Raw genomic sequence first — 21,602 nt, 5'->3', positions numbered from 1 at the left:
GAGGAACGGACCATGCACCAAAGGCTGAGCGCGGAGCAGCTTGCAACAGGCTCGATCTTGATCGCGCTGGCGGTCATGGGGTTGAAGGCGGCAGCCTGGATGATGACCGGGTCGGTCGCGCTGCTGTCGGATGCAATGGAGTCGCTGGTGAATATCGGCGGCGCCGTAATGGCCTGGTTTGCCGTGCGCTACGCCCAGCGGCCGCCGGATGCGGGCCATCCCTATGGCCATCACAAGGCTGAATATTTCTCTGCTGTGGCTGAAGGCACCATGATTGTCATCGCCGCTTTGGTGATTGTGCATGAAGCCGTGAATGCATTGAGCCGCCCGGCCGCAGCCGAATGGGGCGCAGCGGGAATGGTGGTCAATGCGGTGGCAATGGGGGTGAACCTAGCTTGGGCGCGGATGCTGCTGCAGGCCGGACGCCGGTTGCATTCACCGGCGCTGTCTGCGGGCGGGCGGCATCTGATGAGCGATGTCTGGACCTCGGCCGGGGTATTGGCCGGCTTGGTGCTGGCGCTGGCCACCGGCTGGGCAGTGCTTGACCCGCTGCTGGCAATCCTGGTTGCGATCAATATCCTGCGCGAAGGCTGGCTGGTGATTGCGGCATCGGTGAACGGCTTGATGGACACAGCTGCCCCCGAAGGCGAGCGCGCCCGGATCGAGGAGATCATTCATACTACCGCCAATGGGGCGATGCAGGTGCATGGGCTGAAGACCCGCCGCGCCGGCCGCGCCCTGTTTGTCGAGTTCCACATGGTGGTCGACGGCGCCATGTCTGTCCGGGCTGCTCACGACATCTGCGACCGGGTCGAGGCCGCGCTGACGGCCTCCATCCCCGACGCGCAGCCGGTGATTCACGTGGAGCCCGAGCATAAGCTGGAACCCGCCGGGATCAGGCCGCGCTGAAGCGATTGCATTTCCGCCCGGCCTCCCGTTTAACCGCCTTCAAACAGGCAAAGGAGCAGGCAAATGGCGATGGAGTGGAACAGGCTGCTGAATCCGGGGCGGCTGTGCCGTCCAGACTATCCCGAGGCTCCGGGCCGCGAGGCCTATTTGCAGGACTATGACCGCATCCTGTTCTCCGAACCCTTCCGCCGTCTGGCGCAGAAGACCCAGGTGCATCCGCTGTACAGCCACGACCATGTGCATCACCGGATGATTCACAGCATGGAGACCTGCAGCGTCGGCCGGTCGCTCGGCACCAGTGCCGGCCATGCTCTGCTGCAGGAAGGCCGCATCTCTCCAGATCAGGTTTTGCGCATTGCAGGCCACGTGCAGGCTGCCTGCCTGCTGCATGATATCGGCAACCCGCCCTTCGGGCACTCAGGCGAGGACAGCATCGGCGGCTGGTTTGCAGCGCAATTTCAGTCCGGAAACGGGTTGGCTGCCCGGATCCCGGCGGACCAGCAGGCTGAGTTTGCCCATTTCGAAGGCAACGCCCAAGGGCTGCGGATCGCCGGGCGGCTGGAAATGGCGCGGCGCGAGGGCGGTATGCGGCTTAGCTATGCAACACTGGGCGCCTTCCTGAAATACCCCTGCACCCGGCTGGTGCGTGATGCCGTCTGCGGTGACGGTCCGGCGCCCTATACAGGCCTCAAGAAATTCGGCGTCTTTGCCTCTGACACCGGACTGCTCGACGAAATATGCGAAGCCACTGGCATGCTGCGCGAAGGTGCAGGCTGGTACCGCCGGCATCCGCTTGCATTTCTGGTCGAGGCGGCGGACGATATCTGTTACCGGATCATGGACATCGAAGATGCAGGCGCGGTCGGCGATCTGGACCGCTCCGACGTGGCAGCGGTACTGGAGGACATCACCGGCAAACGCAACCGTGAGGAAGACGCGGCCATGCCGCTGAATGACCGGGTCGCCCTGCTGCGTGCCTTATCAATCGGGGCTGCCACCAGCGCGGCAGTGCAGGCGTTCATGGATAATTATGACGCTATTATGAGCGGCGAGTTCGACGGCGATCTGATCGGCGCCTCTGCCAAGGCAGACTCCTTCTCCGAACTGCAGCGTTTGTCGGTGGAGCGGATCTTTGCAGCGCGCCGCAAGACACAGCTGGAAGTTGCCGGCCGCCAGGTGCTGCATCGCCTTCTCGATCACTTTCAGGGTCTTTATGCCGATCTCGCTGCCTGTGCGTGGGATCAGGAACGGCTGGCCAAGAAACACCCCCACTGGAAGCAGCTGATCCGCGCCGTGGATCTGGATTTGCGCGGGGTGGAAGACCCGTATACGGCCATGCACTCGCTTGCAGACTTTGTCTCCGGCACGACTGACCGCTATGCGGTCAAGGTCCGGGACATGGTCACAGGCTCGCTTCAGGTCTGATCCGGTGCCCGTGCGCGCATGATCTTGTCGCGGGCTGAGCTGTCCCGGCCCGCCATCTGATCCGTGATCCGGTTTGCCCAAGCGTTGTTCTCGTCGGCCAGCGCCTTGATTTCACGCGCCAGAAACGCAAAGCCCTGTCCGGCCTTTCCGGCCCGGGCGGCCTCGATACCCGCATTGATGGCCAGGATCGAAAGTTTCTGAACCGACCGCAGGATATTCTCTGCCAGCTTGAGGATTTCGGCATTGTCCGCTTCGGTCTTCCGCAAGGTGTTCTCGAGTTCCTTGCGCAGGTTGACTTCGGCCGAGGCATCCACCACCAGCCCCTCAAGGTATACCATTTCGCCACTGTCATCATAGACCGCATTGCCGCGCTCGCGCACCCAGGCGGCTGTGCCGTCCGGCCGGCTCAGCCGGTAGGCGACGTCCCAGTTCTCCCGCGCTTCGATGGCGGCGTCCACATTGGCAAAGACGCGGTCGATGTCCTCGGGGTGCGTCAAGCTGACGTAGGATACCTTTGCATTTCCTAGGATGTCCGATTTGGGGCAGCCGCAAAGCTTTTCGATTTGCCCGGCCATGAATTTCATCGTGAAATTCTCGTCATTGGCACAGCGGTACACAAAGGCGCTGCCGGAACTGAAAATGCTGTTGAAAACCGTTAAAGCCTCTTTGTCCATTCTGACCTCTCCCCGGAATTGGCGAAAAATTTTGCACAGCTGCCGTAAAGCTGCCTTTGCGGAAGAATTGCGCTGGAGGGGTTAAGGAAGCGTTTACTAGAAAAATTATTTCCTGGAATGAAAAACCCCGGCGCGGGGCCGGGGTTTTCAGGAGTCGGAGGGATGTTGAAAAGGGGATCAGCCGATGGCGGCTGCTTTCACATCCTCGTCGATATAGGGCAGGTACTGGCCGAAGTTGTCGGAGAACATCTGAACCAGCTTGGCCGCCTGGCGGTCATAGGCTTCCTGGTCGTCCCAGGTGCGGCGCGGGTCCAGCAGCACTTCCGGCACGCCGGGCACCGTGACCGGTACGTCAAAGCCAAAGTTGCTGTCCTTGCGGAACTCAGCCTCGGCCAGCGAGCCGTCCAGTGCGGCGGTCAGCAGCGCGCGGGTCGCCTTGATCGGCATCCGGCTGCCAACGCCATAGGCGCCGCCGGTCCAGCCGGTGTTGACCAGCCAGCAGGTCGCGCCGTGCTGGGCGATCTTTTCACGCAGCAGGTTGCCGTAGACTTCGGGGCGGCGGGGCATGAAGGGTGCGCCGAAGCAGGTGGAGAAAGTCGGCTCCGGCTCGGTCACGCCGCGCTCGGTGCCGGCCACCTTGGAGGTGAAGCCCGACAGGAAGTGGTACATCGCCTGCGCCGGGGTCAGCCGTGAGATCGGAGGCAGCACGCCGAAGGCATCACAGGTCAGCATGATGATGTTCTTCGGGTGGCCGCCACGGGCGCTTTTTGAGGCATTGGAAATGTAATGCAGCGGGTAGGCGCAGCGCATGTTCGCAGTCAGGCTGTCGTCATTGAAATCCAGCGCCTTGGTTTCCGGATCAAAAACCATGTTCTCGATCACGGTGCCGAACTTCGACGTGGTGGCATAGATCTCCGGCTCGGCTTCAGCGTTCAGATTGATGGTCTTGGCGTAGCAGCCGCCCTCAAAATTGAAGGTGCCGTTGGACGCCCAGCCATGCTCGTCATCGCCGATCAGGACGCGGTCGGGGTCGGCGGACAGGGTGGTCTTGCCGGTGCCGCTGAGGCCGAAGAACACGGCGGTGTCGACCGGGTTGCCCTTGGCGTGGTTGGCGGAACAGTGCATCGGCATGATGCCCTTTTCCGGCAGCAGGTAGTTCAGCAGAGTGAACACGGATTTCTTGTTCTCGCCTGCGTATTCGGTGCCGCCGATCAGGATCATCTTGCGGTCGAAATTCATCGCGATGACGGTTTCAGAGCGGCAATCATGCTTCTTGGGATCGGCCTGGAAGCCAGGGCAGTTGATGACGGTGAAATCAGCGATGAAATCATCCAGGTCCTCGCGGTCGGGACGGCGCAGCATGGTGCGGATGAACAGGTTGTGCCAGGCCAGCTCGGTCACCATGCGGACATTGATCGCATGGGCCGGGTCAGCGCCGCCCACCAAGTCCTGGACGTAGTAGTCCTTGCCCTTCATATGCTCCAGCATGTCGGCATAAAGCGCGTCAAAGCCTTCCGTGCTCATCGCTGCGTTGTTGTCCCACCAGATGGAGTCGCGGACGCTGTCGGATTTGACGACGTGCTTGTCTTTGGGGGAGCGGCCGGTAAATTTGCCGGTGGTCACCAGGAATGCGCCGCCATTGCCGAGCGTGCCCTCGCCGCGTTTCAGAGCAGCTTCGATCAGCGCTGGCTCCATGAAGTTGTAGTAGACATTCCCCAGACCCTCGATGCCCTGATCCTCGAGGCGGAATTGCGGGTTAACCCGTCCAGATGTCATGCGTTTTTTCTCCTGTGGCGGCGCGGGCGGCACGCAGGCTGCGCGGCTGCGCCAGTGGGGCAATAGAAAACGGCATCGCTGCCGGTGGCTGGGTCTTAACACGTCGTTTTGGGCAGTGAACAGGCCGGTCCTCCCCAGTTAGCGCCACCAAGGCAATGTTTAGCGCAACCATCAGTTTAGGCCGGTGCCGGTGGCCGCTTGTTCAGCAGACGCTAAGGTATTTTTGCCCTAATCGGGACCAAAGATCGCCCCGATTCTTCAAATGGGATTGATTCGGGGCACCATAACGGCGATGAAAGTGGTAAAAAACAAAACATAACAGAGCAGATTAGGGGCAATTCCGATGTCAAAGATTGCATTGGTAGATGATGACAGGAACATCCTGACATCCGTTTCCATGACGCTTGAGGCCGAAGGCTTTGAGGTGGAAACCTATAACGACGGCCAGGCGGCGCTGGACGCATTCAATAAGAAGCTGCCGGACATGGCGGTGCTGGATATCAAAATGCCGCGCATGGATGGCATGGACCTGTTGCAGCGGCTGCGCCAGAAATCTCAGATGCCGGTGATCTTCCTCACCTCCAAGGACGATGAGATCGACGAGGTCTTGGGACTGCGCATGGGCGCGGATGATTATGTGAAAAAGCCGTTTTCCCAGCGGCTGCTGGTTGAACGGATCCGGGCGCTTTTGCGCCGTCAGGAGGCGCTTGGCAATGATGAGGCAGGTACGGCCAGTCCGGAAGCCAAGGTCATGGAGCGCGGCAACCTCCGCATGGACCCGCTGCGCCACGCGGTCGCCTGGAAGGGCAGGGACGTGTCCCTGACGGTCACCGAATTCCTGCTGCTGCAAGCGCTGGCCCAGCGGCCGGGTTTTGTAAAAAGCCGCGACCAGCTGATGGATGTGGCCTATGATGATCAAGTCTATGTCGACGACCGCACAATCGACAGCCACATCAAGCGCTTGCGCAAGAAAATGCGCAGCGCAGATTCGGATTTTGCGGCCATCGAAACCCTTTATGGAATCGGTTACCGTTATAACGAAGAATAAACGGCACGTTTCAGCGGGGCAGTTTGCCTCCGGGCCGAAGGAGTGGGCGCGCATGCGCGATACCAGCATTACGCAACGCCAGCAGGACGGCGATGTTGTTCTAGGGGAAGACTGGGTCACCCCTGAGCAATCCGTCACGCGGGAAATGCAGGTTAAGCGCGCGCGCCGGGGGCTTTTTTCGCTCAAGGGGTCGCCGCTGACCCGGAAGATCATCACCTTCAACCTGATCGCCTTGATCATCCTGGTCACCGGAATCCTGTATCTGAATTCCTCGCGTCAAAGCCTGGTGCAACAGCGGGCGGGCACATTGGTGTCGGAGGCGATGCTGGCAGCGGATGTATTTGAGGCCGAAATGCCGGCCGCAGGCGCGGTCAGCTTTGCCGCAGGTGATGGCATCCAGGTGGAGGACACCCTGGCGCGGCTCAGCCTGCGCAGCGGCGTCGAGGCCTTTGTGTTCGACACCACCGGCAATCTGATTTCCAGCATCAAGGGTGTCGACCGCAGCGATGCCCTGAACGTGTTGAACGACAGCGGCCAAAGCCGCACGCTGATCAGCGATGCGCTTTCGGCCTTGTGGGGCATCGCTGATGGCGGCGGTGCGGCTGCTGCCAATTCCGCCGCGTTAGGGCCGGCCTTAGAGGAACGGCTGGGCGGTTTGGTCGACCGGGCCATGAACGGCGGCACCGGCATTGAAACTGTGGTTGACACCACCGGCAGCTGGGTGATCTCCGCGGCAACGCCGATCATGCACAATGACAAGGCAGCCGGCGTCATCGCGCTGACCTCCCCCACTGGCGAAGTGGATGCTCTGGTGCGAGGCGAGCAGGAGCGGGTGCTGCAGATGTTTGTCGTCGCCCTGCTGGTCTCGGTCGGGCTAAGCTTGGTGCTGGCCTCGACCATCGCCAACCCGCTGGCCGATCTCGCCGAGGCAGCCGAGCTTGGCCGAGAGCGCGGCAGCCGCCAGTCCAATCCTGGCCGGATCCGGATTCCCGATCTGTCTGCCCGGCCGGACGAAATCGGACGGCTGAGCCGGGCTCTGCGCGGAATGGTCAAAGCGTTGTACTCCCGGATCGACAGCAATGAGCAATTCGCTGCCGATGTGGCGCATGAAATCAAGAACCCCCTGGCCAGCCTGCAATCGGCCGTCGGCACGCTGCGCATGGTCCACCGTGATGACCAGCGCGAAAAGCTGATGGATGTGATCGAACACGATGTCCGCCGCCTGGACCGGCTGGTCAGCGATATTTCCAACGCCTCGCGGCTGGATGCCGAGCTGGTCAAGGAAGAGGAAGAGGACTTTGATCTGCTGGCCATGCTGGGCAACCTCAACCAATACTTGGGGGAAGATGCACGTGCCAAGGGGATCGATTATATCACGGACTTGCCCGCCCAGCCCATTCAGCTGCAAGGCCTTGAAGCACGATTGGCGCAGGTTTTTGTCAACCTGATCACCAATGCGATCTCCTTCTGCGAGGAGGGCGACGCCATCCGCGTTTGGGCGCGACGCCGTGCCAACCGGGTGCTGATCGTGGTCGAGGATACTGGCCCTGGCATCCCGGAGCAGGCGTTGTCGAAGATCTTTAAACGTTTCTACTCGCAGCGCCCGGTGGAGCATTTCGGTAACAATTCAGGACTCGGTCTGGCAATCTCGAAACAGATTGTCGAGGCGCACGGCGGCGTGGTTTGGGCCGAAAACATTCGCCCGACTGAGGCGGATGTGACATCGGAACCGCTGGGGGCGCGGTTTGTGGTTGGTCTGCCGGTGTAGCCATGTCTGATACAGAAAGCCTTATCCTGCATGCCTCCTGCGTCGCGATGGAGGGGCGGGGGCTTTTGATCACTGGCACCTCCGGGCAGGGAAAATCCGCGCTGGCACTGCAGCTGATGGCCTTTGGCGCCCAGCTGGTTGCCGATGACCGGGTGTTGCTGCAGCTTTTGGACGGGCAGGTGGTCGCCAGCGTCCCAGAGCCGATCCGCGGACTGATCGAGGCGCGGTACATGGGCCTGCTGCGCGCGCAGATCCGCAGCCCTGTACCGGTGGCGGCATTGGTGGACCTGGATGAGGCCGAAACAGAACGCCTTCCGATGCGGCACAACACGCTTCTGCTGGGGCAGGAGGTGCCTCGGCTCAAGCGGGTGGAGGGTGCGCATTTCGCTCCGGCCCTGATGCAGTATCTCAGATGCGGGGCTTTGGACCCCGATGCGTGAAGCGGAACAAAAGGCGGTCCCGGCAGTGCTGGTCACTGGACCCTCCGGGGCGGGGCGGACAACGGCGATCAACGTGCTTGAAGACCTCGGTTTTGAAGCGATCGACAACCTGCCGCTCCGGCTGTTGCCCGGCCTGATCGATGCTGCTGCGGCACCGCGCCCGATGGCACTGGGGCTGGACAGCCGCAACCGGGATTTTTCGCCACGGGCGCTGCTGGATGTGATCGACATGCTGTCAGGCCGCCGCGAGGTGGAGCTGACCGTGCTGTACCTCGATTCGAAGCCTGATGTGCTGCTGCGCCGCTATTCGGAGACCCGCCGCCGCCACCCGCTGGCGCCTGCGGAATCGCCGGGTGAGGGCGTGCGCCGCGAGCTTGATCTGATGGCGCCGATCCGGGACCGGGCGGATATCCTGCTGGAGACCTCGGACATGAATGTCCACCAGCTGAAGGCGGAGATTGAACGCTGGTTCGCGCCCGAAGGCCGGGCGCTCGCACTTTCGGTGCAAAGTTTCTCTTACAAACGTGGAATGCCGCATGGCATCGACATGGTGTTCGACTGCCGTTTTCTGGCCAACCCCTATTGGCGGCCCGAATTGCGCCGGCACAACGGGACGGACAAGGCGGTACAGGACTATGTTAAGTCAGACAGCCGGTTCACCCCATTTTTCTCCCGGGTGCTGGACCTCACCCGCCTGCTGCTGCCTGCCTACCGGGCGGAGGGAAAATCGCATTTTTCGATAGCCTTCGGTTGCACCGGCGGACAGCACAGGTCGGTGACGATGGCGGAAACCCTGGCCAAAGCTCTTGCGGAAGATGGTCTGCAAGTGTCAATTAGACACCGCGAGCTGCAAGGCCAGCAAAAGAAGTGAGAGGCCGGGTTGATCGGGATTGTGATTGTAGCGCATGGCGGGCTGGCAAGGGAGTATCTTGCCGCTGTGGAACACGTTGTGGGTCCTCAGCCGTGCCTGATGGCCATTGCCATCGGCCCGGAGGATGACCGGGACCACAAGCAGGATGAGATTTGCAAGGCTGCCAATGAGGTGGACAGCGGCGGCGGCGTTGTCGTGGTCACAGACCTGTTCGGCGGCTCTCCGTCCAACCTCAGTCTCAAGGCTTGCGCCCCGGCGGATCGCCGTATTCTGTACGGTGCCAATTTGCCAATGCTGATCAAACTGGCAAAATCCCGCCACCTGCCAGTGGCTGATGCGGTCCGGCAGGCAATGGAGGCCGGGCGCAAGTACATAAACGCGCAAAACGTAAACCCTGACGGGGAGCAGGCATAATAAATGGCTTTGAAGACGCTGAAAATTATCAATGAAAAGGGGCTGCACGCCCGCGCCTCCGCCAAACTGGTCGAGGTGGTCGAAGCGTTTGACGCAACGGCAGAGGTGCTGAGGGACGGGCTGTCCGCCTCGGGCGACAGTATTATGGGCCTTTTGATGTTGGCAGCCTCGAAAGGAACGACTATTGACGTCGAGACTTCGGGGCCCGATGCTGATGCGCTGGCGCATGCGCTGGAGGCCCTTGTGGCCGGCAAGTTCGGCGAGGGCTACTAGCTCGGCGCAGGCGACGGAACGGGAAAAGGCACATTGGCGGATACCGCACACGACAGGAATACCGGCGCCGCGCCGGAAGCCGCTGATCAAACGGGCGAGGTCTATGACCGCCGCACGCTGACCTATGCCAATTCCTTTGACGACCGCTGGACGTCGCTGGCAATCAAGACCATCGAATGGTGCACCGGGAAACTGACCATCCTGCGCATGGTCAGCAAATTCGAGAAGCAGAACGCGGAATACCGCGGCCAGAAGTTCTGGCGGGGGGCGCTCAACATAATGGGCATCGATCTGCAAACGCCGGAAGAGCAGATCAATAATATCCCCGAAGACGGGCCTGTGGTGATTGTCGCCAACCACCCGCATGGGATGGTCGACGGTATGATTTTTGCGGATCTGATTGGCCGCCGCCGCTTGGACTACCGTATTCTGACCCGCTCGGTTCTGACCGGCCTGGACGAGGCGGCAACCTCCTTCATGATTCCGGTGCCCTTCCCGCATGACCCCGAAGCCCAACGCAAGATGGTCGACATGCGGGCCAAGACGATGACCTTTCTCAAGCAGGGCGGCGCGGTGGCGCTGTTCCCGTCCGGCGTGGTTATGTCCTCCGACAGCTGGTTCGGCCCGGCGGTCGAGCGCGAATGGAATGTCTTCACTGCGCAGCTGATCCGCCGCTCCGGGGCCCGGGTGGTGCCGATATACTTCCCAGGCCACAATTCACGCTGGTACCAGATTGCCTGCCGGATCTCCCCGATCCTGCGTCAGGGGCTGCTACTGCGTGAGATTGTCCGCTCCTGCAACAAGCCGCAGGCGCCGGTTGTGGGCAAGCCGCTGACGGACGCGCAGATGGAACAACTGCAAAGCGATCCGCGGGGCTTTATGGCCTGGCTGCGCGAGCACACGCTTAACCTGGGCAAACAGGACTGACCGCCCCGCTTCTGCTCCGTGCGAATAAAATCCCGGAGGAGAACTGGCTGTGCGGGCAAGAAGGGGGCTGGCCCCCTCCTGCCGGTTCAGGTCAGCGTGTCGGGACCGGGGTTTCGCCGCGGTAGTCATAAAACCCGCGCTCAGTCTTGCGGCCCAGCCAGCCGGCCTCGACGTATTTCGTCAGCAGCGGGCAGGGGCGGTATTTGGTATCCGCCAGCCCGTCATGCAGCACGTTCATGATTGCCAGGCAGGTATCCAGGCCGATAAAATCCGCCAGCTCCAGCGGCCCCATCGGGTGGTTCGCCCCCAGTTTCATCGATTCGTCGATCGATTTGACCGATCCAACCCCTTCATAAAGCGTATAGACCGCCTCGTTGATCATCGGCATCAAGATCCGGTTGACGATGAAGGCCGGGAAGTCTTCCGCACTGGCAGACGTCTTGCCCAGGCGTGCGACGACTTCCTGGCAAGCGTTGAAGGTGGGCTCATCCGTGGCAATCCCGCGGATCAATTCAACCAGTTGCATCACCGGCACCGGGTTCATGAAATGGAACCCCATGAAGCGTTCCGGCCGGTCGGTGCGGCTGGCCAGCCGGGTGATCGAGATCGACGACGTGTTGGACGTCAGGATCGTGTGCGGCTGCAGATGCGGCAGCAGATCCTCGAAAATGGCCTGTTTCACGGTTTCCCGCTCGGTGGCGGCTTCGATCACCAGATCGGTTGCGCCAACATCGGCAAGCTTCAGAGACAGGGTGATACGCGCCAGCGCAGCTTCCGCCTCGGCCTCGGGGATCTTTCCCTTGCTAGCCTGGCGGGCCAAGTTTTTGTGAATGAGGCTCTGAGCCCCGTCCAGCGCCTGCTGGCTGACGTCGTTCAGCACGACCTCATACCCGGCAAGCGCCAGAACATGGGCTATGCCATTGCCCATTTGCCCGGCGCCAATCACTCCAACCTTCTGAATTTCCATGCCACAGGCTCCTGAAATATCTGCCGCAACCTTACTGGCGGGCGAAGGGCAGGCACAAGGGCAGCCGGGATGGATTTAAGGCAAATTCTCACTTTAGGGAATTTGAAATCCTTGCAAGGCAAGGTGAGTCTCGGGTGAAAAATGGTGGTGAAATGAGCTATGAACTCAAAAGCGCGGGGGCGCTTTCGGGGGAACCATGCAGATATGGGCGTTCCAGGCTGCTGGTCCGGGGCCCGCAACGGTCCCTGGACAAGCCCTATGTCGCGTTTCTTGGTGGAACCGAAGTTTACGGGCGATTCGTTGAATTTCCCTTTGTCGACTCCCTCCAAACTCAGCTTGGACTGGACTGCATCAACCTGGGCAGTGTGAATGCCGGGCTGGACAGTTTCGCGCAGGATGACTCCCTGATCGGGATTGCCAGGCAGGCGGATGTATCTGTGGTGCAGATGCTGGGCGCGCAGAACATCTCGAACCCCTATTACCGGGTGCACCCGCGCCGCAATGACCGGTTTCTGCAGGCCCACGCGGCCCTCAAGACGCTTTACCCGGAAGTGGATTTCACGGATTTTCATTTCAACAAGCATCTGCTGTGCACCCTGCGGGACATCTCCGGCCAGCGGTTTGCGCAGGTGCAGGAACAGCTGCAGCGCAGCTGGATTGAGCGGATGAGTGTTTTGGTCGAGGCACTTGAAGGCCGTGTTCTGCTGCTATGGCTCCGCTATGAGCTGGATGCCGAAGCCGGCTTTCCTGAGGAACCGGTCCTGGTCGACCGGTTCATGGCCGATGCCTTGCGCCCCAAGGTGCAAGGAGTGCTGGAGCTCAGAGCCTCTTCGGCGGCGGTTGCACAGGACATCGGCGGCATGATCTTTGGTCAAATGGAATTGCCTGCCGCCCGCCATATGATCGGCCCGAAGGAACACCTGCGGATTGCCGGTGCTCTGGCAGACCGTCTTACGCCGCTGATCCGGAAATAAGCGCACCGCTGGTATGGGACGCAAAAAGGCCCGCCGGATGGCGGGCCTTTTCTGATTGGTCGGTTGCCGGACAGGGCTTAGCCCAGTTTCGCGGTCAGCGCCGGGACGGCGTCGAACAGGTCGGCAACCAGGCCGAAGTCGGCAACCTGGAAGATCGGTGCTTCTTCGTCCTTGTTGATCGCCACGATGACCTTGGAGTCCTTCATGCCGGCCAGATGCTGGATCGCGCCGGAGATGCCGACAGCGATATACAGGTCCGGGGCAACAACCTTGCCGGTCTGACCGACCTGCCAGTCGTTCGGGGCGTAGCCCGAGTCGACGGCAGCGCGGGAGGCGCCAACTGCGGCACCCAGCTTGTCGGCCAGGCCTTCGATCAGTTTGAAGTCTTCCTCGGAGCCAACGCCGCGGCCGCCGGAAACAACGATGCCGGCCGAGGTCAGCTCGGGACGGTCGCTTGCGGCAACCTTGTCTTCGACCCATTCGGACAGGCCCGGGTTTGCCGCGGCCGAGATGGTTTCGACCGAAGCGGACCCGCCGTCGCCGGCTGCATCAAAGGACGCGGTGCGGATCGAGACGACTTTCTTGGCGTCGTTCGACTTCACGGTCTGGATCGCGTTGCCGGCGTAGATCGGGCGCTCGAAGGTGCTGCCGTCGACAATGCCGGACACGTCCGAGATCACCATCACGTCGAGCAGCGCGGCAACGCGCGGCAGAACGTTCTTGGCGTCGGTGGTGGCCGGTGCAACGATGTGCTCAAAGTCGGAGGCCAGGCCGGCGATCAGCGCCGCGGTCGGCTCCGCCAGGCGGTGGCCCAGCGATGCGTCCTCGGCAACCAGTACCTTGGCAACGCCTGCGATCTTGGCAGCTTCTTCGCCAGCCGCAGCAGCGGAGGCGCCAGCGGCCAGAACGGTCACGTCGCCCAGCTTGGAGGCAGCGGCCACGGCTTTTGCGGTTGCGTCCAGCGCCAGCGCGCCGTCGGTCACTTCAGCAAGGAGAAGAACAGCCATTACACAGCCCCCGCTTCTTTGAGTTTCTCAACCAGCTCGTCGACGGAACCGACCATGATGCCTGCGGCGCGTGCCGGCGGCTCTTCGGTCTTGACGATTTCCAGGCGCGGCGTGACGTCGACGCCGTAGTCGGCGGCGGTTTTCTCGGCCAGCGGCTTTTTCTTCGCCTTCATGATGTTCGGCAGCGACGCATAGCGCGGCTCGTTCAGGCGCAGGTCCACGGTGATGATGGCGGGCATCTTCACGGAAATGGTCTGCAGGCCGCCGTCGACCTCACGGGTCACCTTGGCGCTGTCGCCTTCGATGTCCAGTTCAGAGGCAAAGGTGCCCTGGGACCAGCCCAAGAGCGCCGACAGCATCTGGCCGGTTGCGTTCATGTCGTTGTCGATCGCCTGCTTGCCGCAAAGCACGACGCCCGGCTGTTCTTCCTCGACCACTTTGGCCAGGATCTTGGCAACCGCCAGCGGCTCGATATCGGTATGCACGTCGTCGGCAGCAACAACCAGGATGGCGCGGTCGGCGCCCATCGCCAGCGCGGTGCGCAGGGTTTCCTGGGCCTGCTTCACGCCGATCGAAACCGCAATCACCTCGTCAGCCTTGCCGGCTTCTTTCAGACGGATGGCTTCTTCGACGGCGATTTCGTCGAAGGGGTTCATCGACATCTTCACGTTGGCGAGATCGACACCGCTGCCGTCCGCTTTGACGCGGACCTTCACGTTGTAGTCAATCACGCGCTTGACAGGCACAAGTACCTTCATTTTGCGTTCTCTCCTTAACAAACGGCAAGCCGCCTTTGGGCGACTCCCCTCCATGCTCTCGCTGCGTTGATACCGGCTGGTGTGCGCCTGCAACAGGGCAAAATCGTCACGTTAGCGCACGCCGACGTCGCGTTTGCGGATTTGGAACATCATTTTTGCAAGAATGTTTCCGGAGGGAAAATTGCCTGCCGGATTAACGCCGCCGCGGGCAGGCAAATGACGCGTTGCCCGCGGGATCGGCCGAAAACCGGCACGAAATCGCGAATCAGGCCGCAGGCAGGGGAATCAGCGGTTGGCGCCCGGAACCCATAAGACATCGTCCTTGCCGCCGTTGTTCGCCGCGCGGGCTGCGACAAAAAACCAGTCCGACAGCCGGTTCAGGTATTTGACCGCAGCCGGGTTCACCTCCTCAGAAGTGCTAAGGTCGGTGGCCAGCCGTTCGGCGCGGCGGGCAACGGTGCGGCAGACGTGCAGATGCGCCGCCAGTTTCGAACCGCCCGGCAGGATGAAGCTGCGCAGTGCACCCAGGTCCTTGTTCATGCCGTCGATCTCTGCTTCCAGCCGCTCAACCTGCGCCACGGCCACCCGCAGCGGCGGGTATTCAGCCTCGGCGTCTTTTTCCATTTCCGGCCGGCACAGATCGGCGCCCAGATCGAACAGATCGTTTTGAATGCGGGCCAATGCGGCATCCATGTCGCCCTCGGCCTCCAGCCGTGCCACGCCGACAAAAGAATTCAGTTCATCCGAGGTGCCATAGGCATTGACCCGCGCCGAATGCTTGGCCACGCGATCGCCGTTGCCCAGTGCGGTTTCACCCTTGTCGCCGGTGCGGGTGTAGATTTTGTTCAGAACGACCATTGCAGGTTATCCTCCCTTGCTGCGCAGATAGACGTAGGCCAGCAGAACCACTACCGCAATGAATTGAAACAGGATGCGCAGGCGCATCATCTTGTTTGCGTTCTTGCGGTTGAACTCGCCGCCTTTGCCAAAGCCGCCGATGCCGACGACCAGTGCCACAACCACGGCGGCAACAGCCGCCAGTCCCAGATAGTACAGCGGATCGCTCATATTGTCCCTCATAGGCGCATCAATTCTGTGCCTTCCTCTACCCTGCGTCCGGTCCGTTGGCGACCGTGAATCCGCTATCCGAGCTTCACCAGGATGCGGTCAATTGCCCTTGTGCTGAGGATCCGGCGCAGGAACCCCGCGATATGGGTCGGGGTGGTGACGAAATAGCGTTCGCGCGGACGGCGGGATTCGCAGGCGTGCGCCAGCTTGGCCGTAACCGCAGACGCAGGCAGCTCGAACCGGTCCGGTCCCTTGCTTTCATAAAGCCGCTTCAGCAGGCGGGATTCGTAGAGATCGCGCAATGGCGAGGCCTTCCAGTCGATAAAACGCTCGAAATGCGGGATCGACTTTTCGCGGATTTTCGAGGTGACCGGACCGGGCTCGATCAGCACCATGTGGATGCCGGTCCCCTTCAATTCCACCCGCAAGGTGTCGGTCAGCCCCTCCAACGCGTATTTGGTCGCTACATAGGCGCCCCGCCAGGGAAAGCTGACAAACCCAAGGATTGAGGAATTCTGCACGATCCGCCCGTGCCCCTGCTGGCGCATCACCGGTATCACCTGCCGGGTCAGCTCGTGCCAGCCGAAGAAATTCGCTTCGAAGATGGTGCGCAATGCGTCGGTCGGCAAGTCCTCCACCGCGCCCGGCAGCCCGTGGGCCCCGTTGTTGAACAAGGCGTCAAGGGTGCCGCCGGTGGCGTCCAGCACTTCGCCAAGGCCTGCGGTGATGCTCTCCGGATCGGTGTAATCGATCCGCGGGCTCTCGAACCCTTCTGCACGCATCCGGTCGCAGTCGCGCTGCTGCCGGCAGGAGGCAAACACCCGCCAGCCGCGCTCGCGCATGCCGCGGGCTGCATCCAGGCCGATCCCCGAGGAGCAGCCTGTAATCAGGATGGATTTTTTCATGCAGCCGCCTCTTGCCCCGGGAATGCTCCGCCGCAGTTATGGGCGTTTCTTGCTCACCAGGGAAGCGGCAATCCAGCCGGCCTTGCCCTTGCCGGGTGCTCGCAGGTGCAGCCAGCCGGTGCCGCTGTCCTCAAACACGATGACCTCGTCCCCGCCCAGGAGGCGCGCAATCACCGGATAATTGGTGCCCGGCCCCTGGCGCATGTTGACCCGCGACGCTCTGATCTGGCGGATGTCTTTATCCGGTTCTGGCCTGGGTTCAGCCAGCATCTCAGATCCTGCAGAGGCGGCCTGAATCCCGGAAATTCCGCCTTCCAGCGATGCCAGCTGCAGCGGGCCGTCCGGACCGGCGTGCCCCGCAACCGCCGGAAACCCGGTGCTGCTGTCACTGATCGCAAGACCGGCTTGTGTGATCTGCCGCAGCGCCACGCGCGACTGCAATTGCGGGTCTGCGGCCGGCCGCACAGGCTCTGCTGCCTCCTGCTCCCTGCCGGTCGGGCGAAAAGTCACGTTGCGAATCAGCGATTTGGCATTCTCGCCGCCACGGCTGCTGCGGCTGTCCTGCCCGGTCTCACCCGGTGCGGCAAAGGCCGCTTTGGCAATTTCCAGGGTGTCCGGCCGCTCCTTGCGCGGCTCGAAGTCAGCCCCCCCGCTGAGTTCATAAAAGCCCCAGCCCAGAAAAGCGAAAGAGACAATAATAAATCGCGACATAACCGGTCCCCCTAGTACCACCACGCGGGCAGCTGCACAGAATTGCATTTGTTCAAGAAAAAACGCGCGGCGCTGCTGCCTGGTTCCTTTTTATCTAGGGCAGGTTAAGGCCGCGGAAACAGGGGAGAGTCGGCCGGCTTCTCCCCCAAACCGCATCTGCCGCAGCTGGAGCGGCGCAGGACAGTGCGAATTTCGCCTGCGCCCGCTTTACCAATTCCGGCGTCGGCAGTATCACCAATCCATGACCGATCTGGTAGAAGACCCCGACATGCCGTCCGCCCCCGAACAAGGCGAAATCCTGGAACCGCTGCGCCGCGCCATTGGCGAGCGCTATCTGACCTATGCGCTCAGCACTATTATGCACCGGGCGCTGCCGGATGCGCGCGACGGGCTGAAGCCGGTGCATAGGCGGATTCTCTATGCGATGAACCGCCTGCGGCTCAGCTCCTCTGGCGGTTTTCTAAAGTCGGCCAAGATCTCCGGCGACACCATGGGGGACTTCCACCCGCACGGCGACGCCGCGATCTATGACGCGATGGCGCGCCTGGCGCAGGATTTCAACGTCCGCTACCCGCTGGTGGACGGCCAGGGCAACTTCGGCAACATCGACGGCGACAATCCGGCGGCCTCGCGCTACACCGAGGCGCGGATGACCTTTGTTGCCGAGGCAATGCTGGACGGCCTCAATGAGAACGCGGTTGATTTCCGCGACAATTATGACGGCCGCCTGACCGAACCGGCGGTGCTGCCCGCGACCTTCCCGAACATTCTGGCCAACGGTGCCGCGGGTATCGCGGTCGGCATGGCGACCAATATCCCGCCGCACAACATCGCTGAACTGATCGACGCCTGTCTCCATCTGATCAAAATCCCGGATGCCCGCGACGACACGTTGCTGAACTACGTGCCAGGGCCGGACTTCCCGACCGGCGGCGTCATCGTCGAGCCCAAGGAAAACATCGCCAAGGCCTACAGCACCGGGCGCGGCTCCTTCCGCCTGCGCTGCACCCATGAGGTCGAGGACCTGGGCCGCGGCCAGTGGCAGATCGTGGTCACCGAGATTCCCTATCAGGTCCAGAAATCCAAGCTGATTGAGAAGATTGCCGAGCTGATTCAGACCAAGAAGGTGCCGATTCTTGCGGATGTGCGCGACGAATCGGCGGACGACATCCGCATCATCCTCGAACCCAAGTCCAAGAACGTGGACCCCGAGGTTCTGATGAACATGATGTTCCGCAACTCGGACTTGGAAATCCGCTTCAGCCTCAACATGAACGTGCTGATCGACGGGGTGACCCCCAAGGTCTGCTCGATGAAAGAGGTGCTGCGCGCCTTTCTCGACCACCGCCGCGACGTGCTGCAGCGCCGCTCGCAGCACCGGATGGAAAAGATCGACCACCGGCTGGAGGTGCTGGAAGGTTTCATCATCGCCTTCCTGAACCTCGACCGGGTGATCGACATCATCCGCTATGACGAGGACCCCAAGGCCGCCCTGATCCGGGAGGACTGGAGCGCGGACCACCCGCGCGCCTTTACCGAAGCCGATTACATCACTCCGGCCCAGGGCGCCGGCGAACTGACCGAAGTGCAGGCCGAGGCGATCCTCAACATGCGCCTGCGGTCTTTGCGCAAACTGGAAGAGATCGAACTGGTCCGCGAACGCGACGCCCTGCGTGCGGAACGCGCCGGGCTGGTCGAACTGCTGGGCTCGGAGGGGCTGCAGTGGTCCCGCATTTCCGAGCAGCTGAAAGAGACCAAGAAGCAGTTCGGCAAGGACTACGCCGGCGGCGCCCGCCGCACCCGCTTTGCCGAAGCGGGCGAGGTCGAGGATGTCCCGCTGGAAGCGATGATCGACCGCGAACCGATCACTGTTGTGTGCAGCCAGATGGGCTGGATCCGGGCCATGACCGGCCATATCGACCTCAGCCGCGAACTGAAGTTCAAGGACGGCGACGGCCCGCGTTTTGTTTTCCATGCGGAAACCACCGACCGTTTGCTGGTGTTCGGCTCCAACGGCCGTTTCTACACGCTGTCAGCCTCGAATCTGCCGGGCGGGCGCGGCATGGGCGAACCGCTGCGTCTGATGGTCGATCTGCCCAACGAAGCTGAGATCGTCGACCTTCTGATCCACAACCCCGAGGGCCGATTGCTGGTCGCCTCGGATGCGGGCAACGGTTTCATCTGCGCCGAAAAGGAAATCGTCGCCCAGACCCGCAGCGGCAAGCAGGTGCTGAACGTCAAGGATGACGACCACGCCAAGATCTGTATCCCGGTCGAAGGCGACCACGTCGCCATTGTCTCGGAAAATGGCAAGTTCCTGGTGTTCGCGGTCGAGGAGATGCCGGAACTCACCCGCGGCAAAGGCGTGCGCTTGCAGAAATACAACATGGCTCGCGGCAAGCAGGGGGCGCTGGAACTGGACGGCGGTCTCAGCGACATCACCACATTCAACTGGGATGACGGCCTTAAGTGGGAAATGGGCGGCGGCAAGACCCGGCACGAGGCCGACCTCAGCCAATGGCTGGGCAAGCGGGCCGGGATCGGCAAGCGCCCGCCGCACGGCTTCCCGCGCGACTACAAGTTCAAATAGGGCGGCATTGTTCCGCTTCACTCTGTGCCCCCCGCGCCACCTGCGCGGGGGGGGCTGTTTCCAGACCTTTACCCGCTGCGCTTTACCCGGCTATCTGGGCGGGACCGAATTTCCTTTGGGGGTGTCCATGATCCGCATTCTTTCCATTCTGGCAGCACTTGGCTTGCTCGCCGCCTGCGGTGAAACCCGGCTCGACGAAGCGCCCGAGGACCTCGGCGCGTTTCAGGCGCGGGTAACGCATGTCTATACTGAGAAAGCGCTGCAATGGCCGCTGTCCCGTAATGCGGATCACAGCGAATGGGATGCGGCGATCAAGAACGCCTTGGAAACCCGCCTGCGCCGGTATCAGGGCGCGCAGGAATATGATGTGGCCGTAACGCTGGAAGGGTTCATGCTGGCGCCGCCCGGCGTGCCGGTGCTGTTCTCGCCCAAAAGCGCCGTGGTGGTGAACGTCTTTGTCTATGACGTGGCGGAAAAGAAATTCCTGGCCAAGAAGCACCAGATGGAGATCTTTGAAAGCACCACGGGCGAAAGCGCGCTGCTGGGGTCCGGCCATGCGCGCACCAAGGAACAGCAGATCCAGGGGCTGGCGGTCAATATTGCCGACAAAGTCGAGGAATGGATGGCGGAGCAGCACAAGGAAGAGGGATGGTTCGCACCGCGCCCGGCGGCGGCCCCCGGCAGCGGCGCCGCTGCGGATGCTGCCGCGCCGGCGGCAGCCGGCTAGCCGTGCGAATTCCGTCTCCGTCAAGCAGGAACGGGTTGATTTTTCCGCTCAAACCAAATAATCCGCCCGCGCAGAGGTAACCGGGTCAATGCATGACCCCTGTTTCAAAAGGGCGCCTAAGGAATGGCTAAGGAAAAGTTTGAGCGTACAAAACCGCACGTCAACATCGGCACCATCGGCCACGTTGACCACGGCAAAACCACGCTGACCGCAGCAATCACCAAATACTTCGGTGACTTCAAAGCCTACGACCAGATCGACGGCGCACCGGAAGAAAAAGCCCGCGGCATCACCATCTCGACCGCCCACGTCGAGTATGAGACCGACACCCGCCACTATGCCCACGTCGACTGCCCCGGCCACGCTGACTATGTGAAGAACATGATCACCGGCGCGGCGCAGATGGACGGCGCGATCCTGGTTGTGAACGCTGCTGACGGCCCGATGCCGCAGACCCGCGAGCACATCCTGCTGGGCCGCCAGGTCGGCATCCCGCACATGGTTGTCTTCATGAACAAAGTCGACCAGGTCGACGATGAAGAGCTGCTGGAGCTGGTGGAAATGGAAATCCGCGAGCTGCTGTCGTCCTATGACTACCCGGGCGACGATATCCCGATCATCGCCGGTTCGGCTCTGGCCGCAATGGAAGGCACCAAGCCTGAAATCGGCGAAGAGAAGATCAAGGCGCTGATGGCGGCTGTCGACGAATACATCCCGACCCCGGCGCGTGCTGTTGACCAGCCGTTCCTGATGCCGGTTGAAGACGTGTTCTCGATCTCCGGCCGCGGCACCGTTGTGACCGGCCGTGTCGAGCGCGGCGTGATCAACGTTGGCGATTCGATCGAAATCGTCGGCATCCGCGACACCCAGACCACCACCTGCACCGGTGTGGAAATGTTCCGCAAGCTGCTGGACCGCGGTGAAGCCGGCGACAACATCGGCGCCCTGCTGCGCGGCATCGACCGCGACGGTGTTGAGCGCGGCCAGGTTCTGTGCGCACCGAAGTCGGTGAACCCGCACACCAAGTTCGAAGCCGAAGCCTATATCCTGACCAAGGAAGAAGGCGGCCGTCACACGCCGTTCTTTGCGAACTACCGTCCGCAGTTCTACTTCCGCACCACCGACGTGACCGGCACCGTGACCCTGCCGGAAGGCACCGAGATGGTGATGCCGGGCGACAACCTGAAGTTCGACGTTGAACTGATCGCCCCGATCGCGATGGAAAACGGCCTGCGTTTCGCGATCCGCGAAGGCGGCCGCACCGTCGGCGCCGGCGTCGTGTCGAAAATCACCGAGTAAGACGGCTTTGCCGTCTGGTGGCGGCAGGCGGTTTTCCGCAGGAAAATCGCCGGGAGCCACTCAGGTGAGAT

Annotated in this window: 22 protein-coding genes; 13 read left to right on the top strand and 9 right to left on the bottom strand. The window is 61.9% G+C overall.

The genetic code is table 11. The features are described from left to right. Positions 1 to 12 precede the first annotated feature (12 nt). A complete protein-coding gene (locus AC0KW6_RS16415) occupies positions 13 to 909 on the top strand; it encodes a cation diffusion facilitator family transporter (RefSeq protein WP_323776184.1) in 897 nt (298 codons plus the stop codon). A 63-nt stretch (positions 910 to 972) separates the two neighbouring features. Continuing rightward, entirely contained in the window at positions 973 to 2,334 is a 1,362-nt protein-coding gene (dgt, locus tag AC0KW6_RS16410) for a dGTP triphosphohydrolase (protein WP_323776183.1), read from the top strand. Here dgt and AC0KW6_RS16405 read toward each other — a convergent pair. Next, on the bottom strand, positions 2,325 to 3,008 hold the full coding sequence (locus tag AC0KW6_RS16405) for a methyl-accepting chemotaxis protein (protein ID WP_323776182.1): 684 nt from the start codon (positions 3,006 to 3,008) through the stop codon (positions 2,325 to 2,327). The genes dgt and AC0KW6_RS16405 overlap by 10 nt on opposite strands. A 177-nt stretch (positions 3,009 to 3,185) precedes the next feature. Beyond that, complete coding sequence (locus tag AC0KW6_RS16400; RefSeq protein WP_474035422.1) at positions 3,186 to 4,784, bottom strand: phosphoenolpyruvate carboxykinase; 1,599 nt, start codon at positions 4,782 to 4,784, stop codon at positions 3,186 to 3,188. Positions 4,785 to 5,127: 343 nt separating this feature from the next. Here AC0KW6_RS16400 and AC0KW6_RS16395 point away from each other — a divergent pair, with 343 nt between their 5' ends. The 7 genes from AC0KW6_RS16395 to AC0KW6_RS16365 are packed head-to-tail and all read left to right on the top strand — an operon-like array spanning position 5,128 to position 10,525. Next, entirely contained in the window at positions 5,128 to 5,832 is a 705-nt protein-coding gene (locus AC0KW6_RS16395) for a response regulator transcription factor (RefSeq protein WP_323776180.1), read from the top strand. Positions 5,833 to 5,884: 52 nt separating this feature from the next. Continuing rightward, positions 5,885 to 7,600 carry a sensor histidine kinase gene (locus AC0KW6_RS16390; protein WP_474035421.1) on the top strand — a complete coding sequence of 572 codons (1,716 nt, stop codon included), beginning with the start codon at positions 5,885 to 5,887 and terminating at the stop codon, positions 7,598 to 7,600. Between the two features lie 2 nt (positions 7,601 to 7,602). Beyond that, a complete protein-coding gene (locus AC0KW6_RS16385; RefSeq protein ID WP_323776178.1) occupies positions 7,603 to 8,040 on the top strand; it encodes an HPr kinase/phosphorylase in 438 nt (145 codons plus the stop codon). Beyond that, entirely contained in the window at positions 8,033 to 8,911 is an 879-nt protein-coding gene (gene rapZ / locus AC0KW6_RS16380; protein ID WP_323776177.1) for an RNase adapter RapZ, read from the top strand. The genes AC0KW6_RS16385 and rapZ overlap by 8 nt, the downstream gene beginning before the upstream one ends. A gap of 9 nt (positions 8,912 to 8,920) precedes the next feature. Further along, entirely contained in the window at positions 8,921 to 9,325 is a 405-nt protein-coding gene (locus AC0KW6_RS16375) for a PTS sugar transporter subunit IIA (protein WP_323776176.1), read from the top strand. Between the two features lie 3 nt (positions 9,326 to 9,328). Beyond that, positions 9,329 to 9,598 (top strand): HPr family phosphocarrier protein, encoded by a 270-nt coding sequence (locus AC0KW6_RS16370; RefSeq protein ID WP_024088502.1) that lies wholly within the window; start codon positions 9,329 to 9,331, stop codon positions 9,596 to 9,598. A gap of 33 nt (positions 9,599 to 9,631) precedes the next feature. After that, positions 9,632 to 10,525: a lysophospholipid acyltransferase family protein gene (locus AC0KW6_RS16365; RefSeq protein WP_323776175.1), complete on the top strand. Its 894-nt coding sequence runs from the start codon at positions 9,632 to 9,634 to the stop codon at positions 10,523 to 10,525. 91 nt (positions 10,526 to 10,616) lie between these two features. Here the strand turns inward: AC0KW6_RS16365 and AC0KW6_RS16360 are convergent, their stop codons facing one another. After that, on the bottom strand, positions 10,617 to 11,492 hold the full coding sequence (locus AC0KW6_RS16360) for a 3-hydroxybutyryl-CoA dehydrogenase (protein WP_323776174.1): 876 nt from the start codon (positions 11,490 to 11,492) through the stop codon (positions 10,617 to 10,619). Between the two features lie 152 nt (positions 11,493 to 11,644). On the opposite strand from AC0KW6_RS16360, the gene AC0KW6_RS16355 reads away from it, so the two are divergent. After that, positions 11,645 to 12,466 (top strand): DUF6473 family protein, encoded by an 822-nt coding sequence (locus tag AC0KW6_RS16355; protein WP_323776173.1) that lies wholly within the window; start codon positions 11,645 to 11,647, stop codon positions 12,464 to 12,466. Between the two features lie 77 nt (positions 12,467 to 12,543). Here the strand turns inward: AC0KW6_RS16355 and AC0KW6_RS16350 are convergent, their stop codons facing one another. The 6 genes from AC0KW6_RS16350 to AC0KW6_RS16325 form a co-directional block, all read right to left on the bottom strand. Then, positions 12,544 to 13,473: an electron transfer flavoprotein subunit alpha/FixB family protein gene (locus AC0KW6_RS16350; RefSeq protein ID WP_323776172.1), complete on the bottom strand. Its 930-nt coding sequence runs from the start codon at positions 13,471 to 13,473 to the stop codon at positions 12,544 to 12,546. Then, positions 13,473 to 14,231, bottom strand: a complete 759-nt coding sequence (locus AC0KW6_RS16345; protein WP_323776171.1) for an electron transfer flavoprotein subunit beta/FixA family protein — start codon at positions 14,229 to 14,231, stop codon at positions 13,473 to 13,475. The genes AC0KW6_RS16350 and AC0KW6_RS16345 overlap by 1 nt, the downstream gene beginning before the upstream one ends. Before the next feature lie 285 nt (positions 14,232 to 14,516). Beyond that, positions 14,517 to 15,089, bottom strand: a complete 573-nt coding sequence (locus tag AC0KW6_RS16340) for a cob(I)yrinic acid a,c-diamide adenosyltransferase (RefSeq protein WP_474035420.1) — start codon at positions 15,087 to 15,089, stop codon at positions 14,517 to 14,519. 6 nt (positions 15,090 to 15,095) lie between these two features. Next, complete coding sequence (locus tag AC0KW6_RS16335) at positions 15,096 to 15,299, bottom strand: twin transmembrane helix small protein (RefSeq protein WP_323776169.1); 204 nt, start codon at positions 15,297 to 15,299, stop codon at positions 15,096 to 15,098. A 74-nt stretch (positions 15,300 to 15,373) separates the two neighbouring features. Continuing rightward, positions 15,374 to 16,204 (bottom strand): SDR family NAD(P)-dependent oxidoreductase, encoded by an 831-nt coding sequence (locus AC0KW6_RS16330; RefSeq protein ID WP_474035419.1) that lies wholly within the window; start codon positions 16,202 to 16,204, stop codon positions 15,374 to 15,376. Positions 16,205 to 16,240: 36 nt separating this feature from the next. Continuing rightward, the gene (locus AC0KW6_RS16325) at positions 16,241 to 16,915 is read right to left on the bottom strand and encodes an SH3 domain-containing protein (RefSeq protein WP_474035418.1); all 675 of its coding nucleotides are present in this window, start codon (positions 16,913 to 16,915) and stop codon (positions 16,241 to 16,243) included. 241 nt (positions 16,916 to 17,156) lie between these two features. Here AC0KW6_RS16325 and parC point away from each other — a divergent pair, with 241 nt between their 5' ends. The 3 genes from parC to tuf all read left to right on the top strand — a co-directional run bounded on the left by parC (position 17,157) and on the right by tuf (position 21,531). Further along, positions 17,157 to 19,505 carry a DNA topoisomerase IV subunit A gene (parC, locus tag AC0KW6_RS16320; RefSeq protein ID WP_323776166.1) on the top strand — a complete coding sequence of 783 codons (2,349 nt, stop codon included), beginning with the start codon at positions 17,157 to 17,159 and terminating at the stop codon, positions 19,503 to 19,505. A gap of 127 nt (positions 19,506 to 19,632) precedes the next feature. Further along, positions 19,633 to 20,232: a hypothetical protein gene (locus AC0KW6_RS16315; protein WP_323776165.1), complete on the top strand. Its 600-nt coding sequence runs from the start codon at positions 19,633 to 19,635 to the stop codon at positions 20,230 to 20,232. 123 nt (positions 20,233 to 20,355) lie between these two features. After that, entirely contained in the window at positions 20,356 to 21,531 is a 1,176-nt protein-coding gene (tuf, locus tag AC0KW6_RS16310) for an elongation factor Tu (protein ID WP_323776164.1), read from the top strand. Positions 21,532 to 21,602 lie beyond the last annotated feature (71 nt).

Source organism: Leisingera sp. SA215, assembly GCF_055902035.1.
Note: the sequence above shows the minus strand (reverse complement) of the source record. Positions and strands in the feature narration are given on the sequence as shown.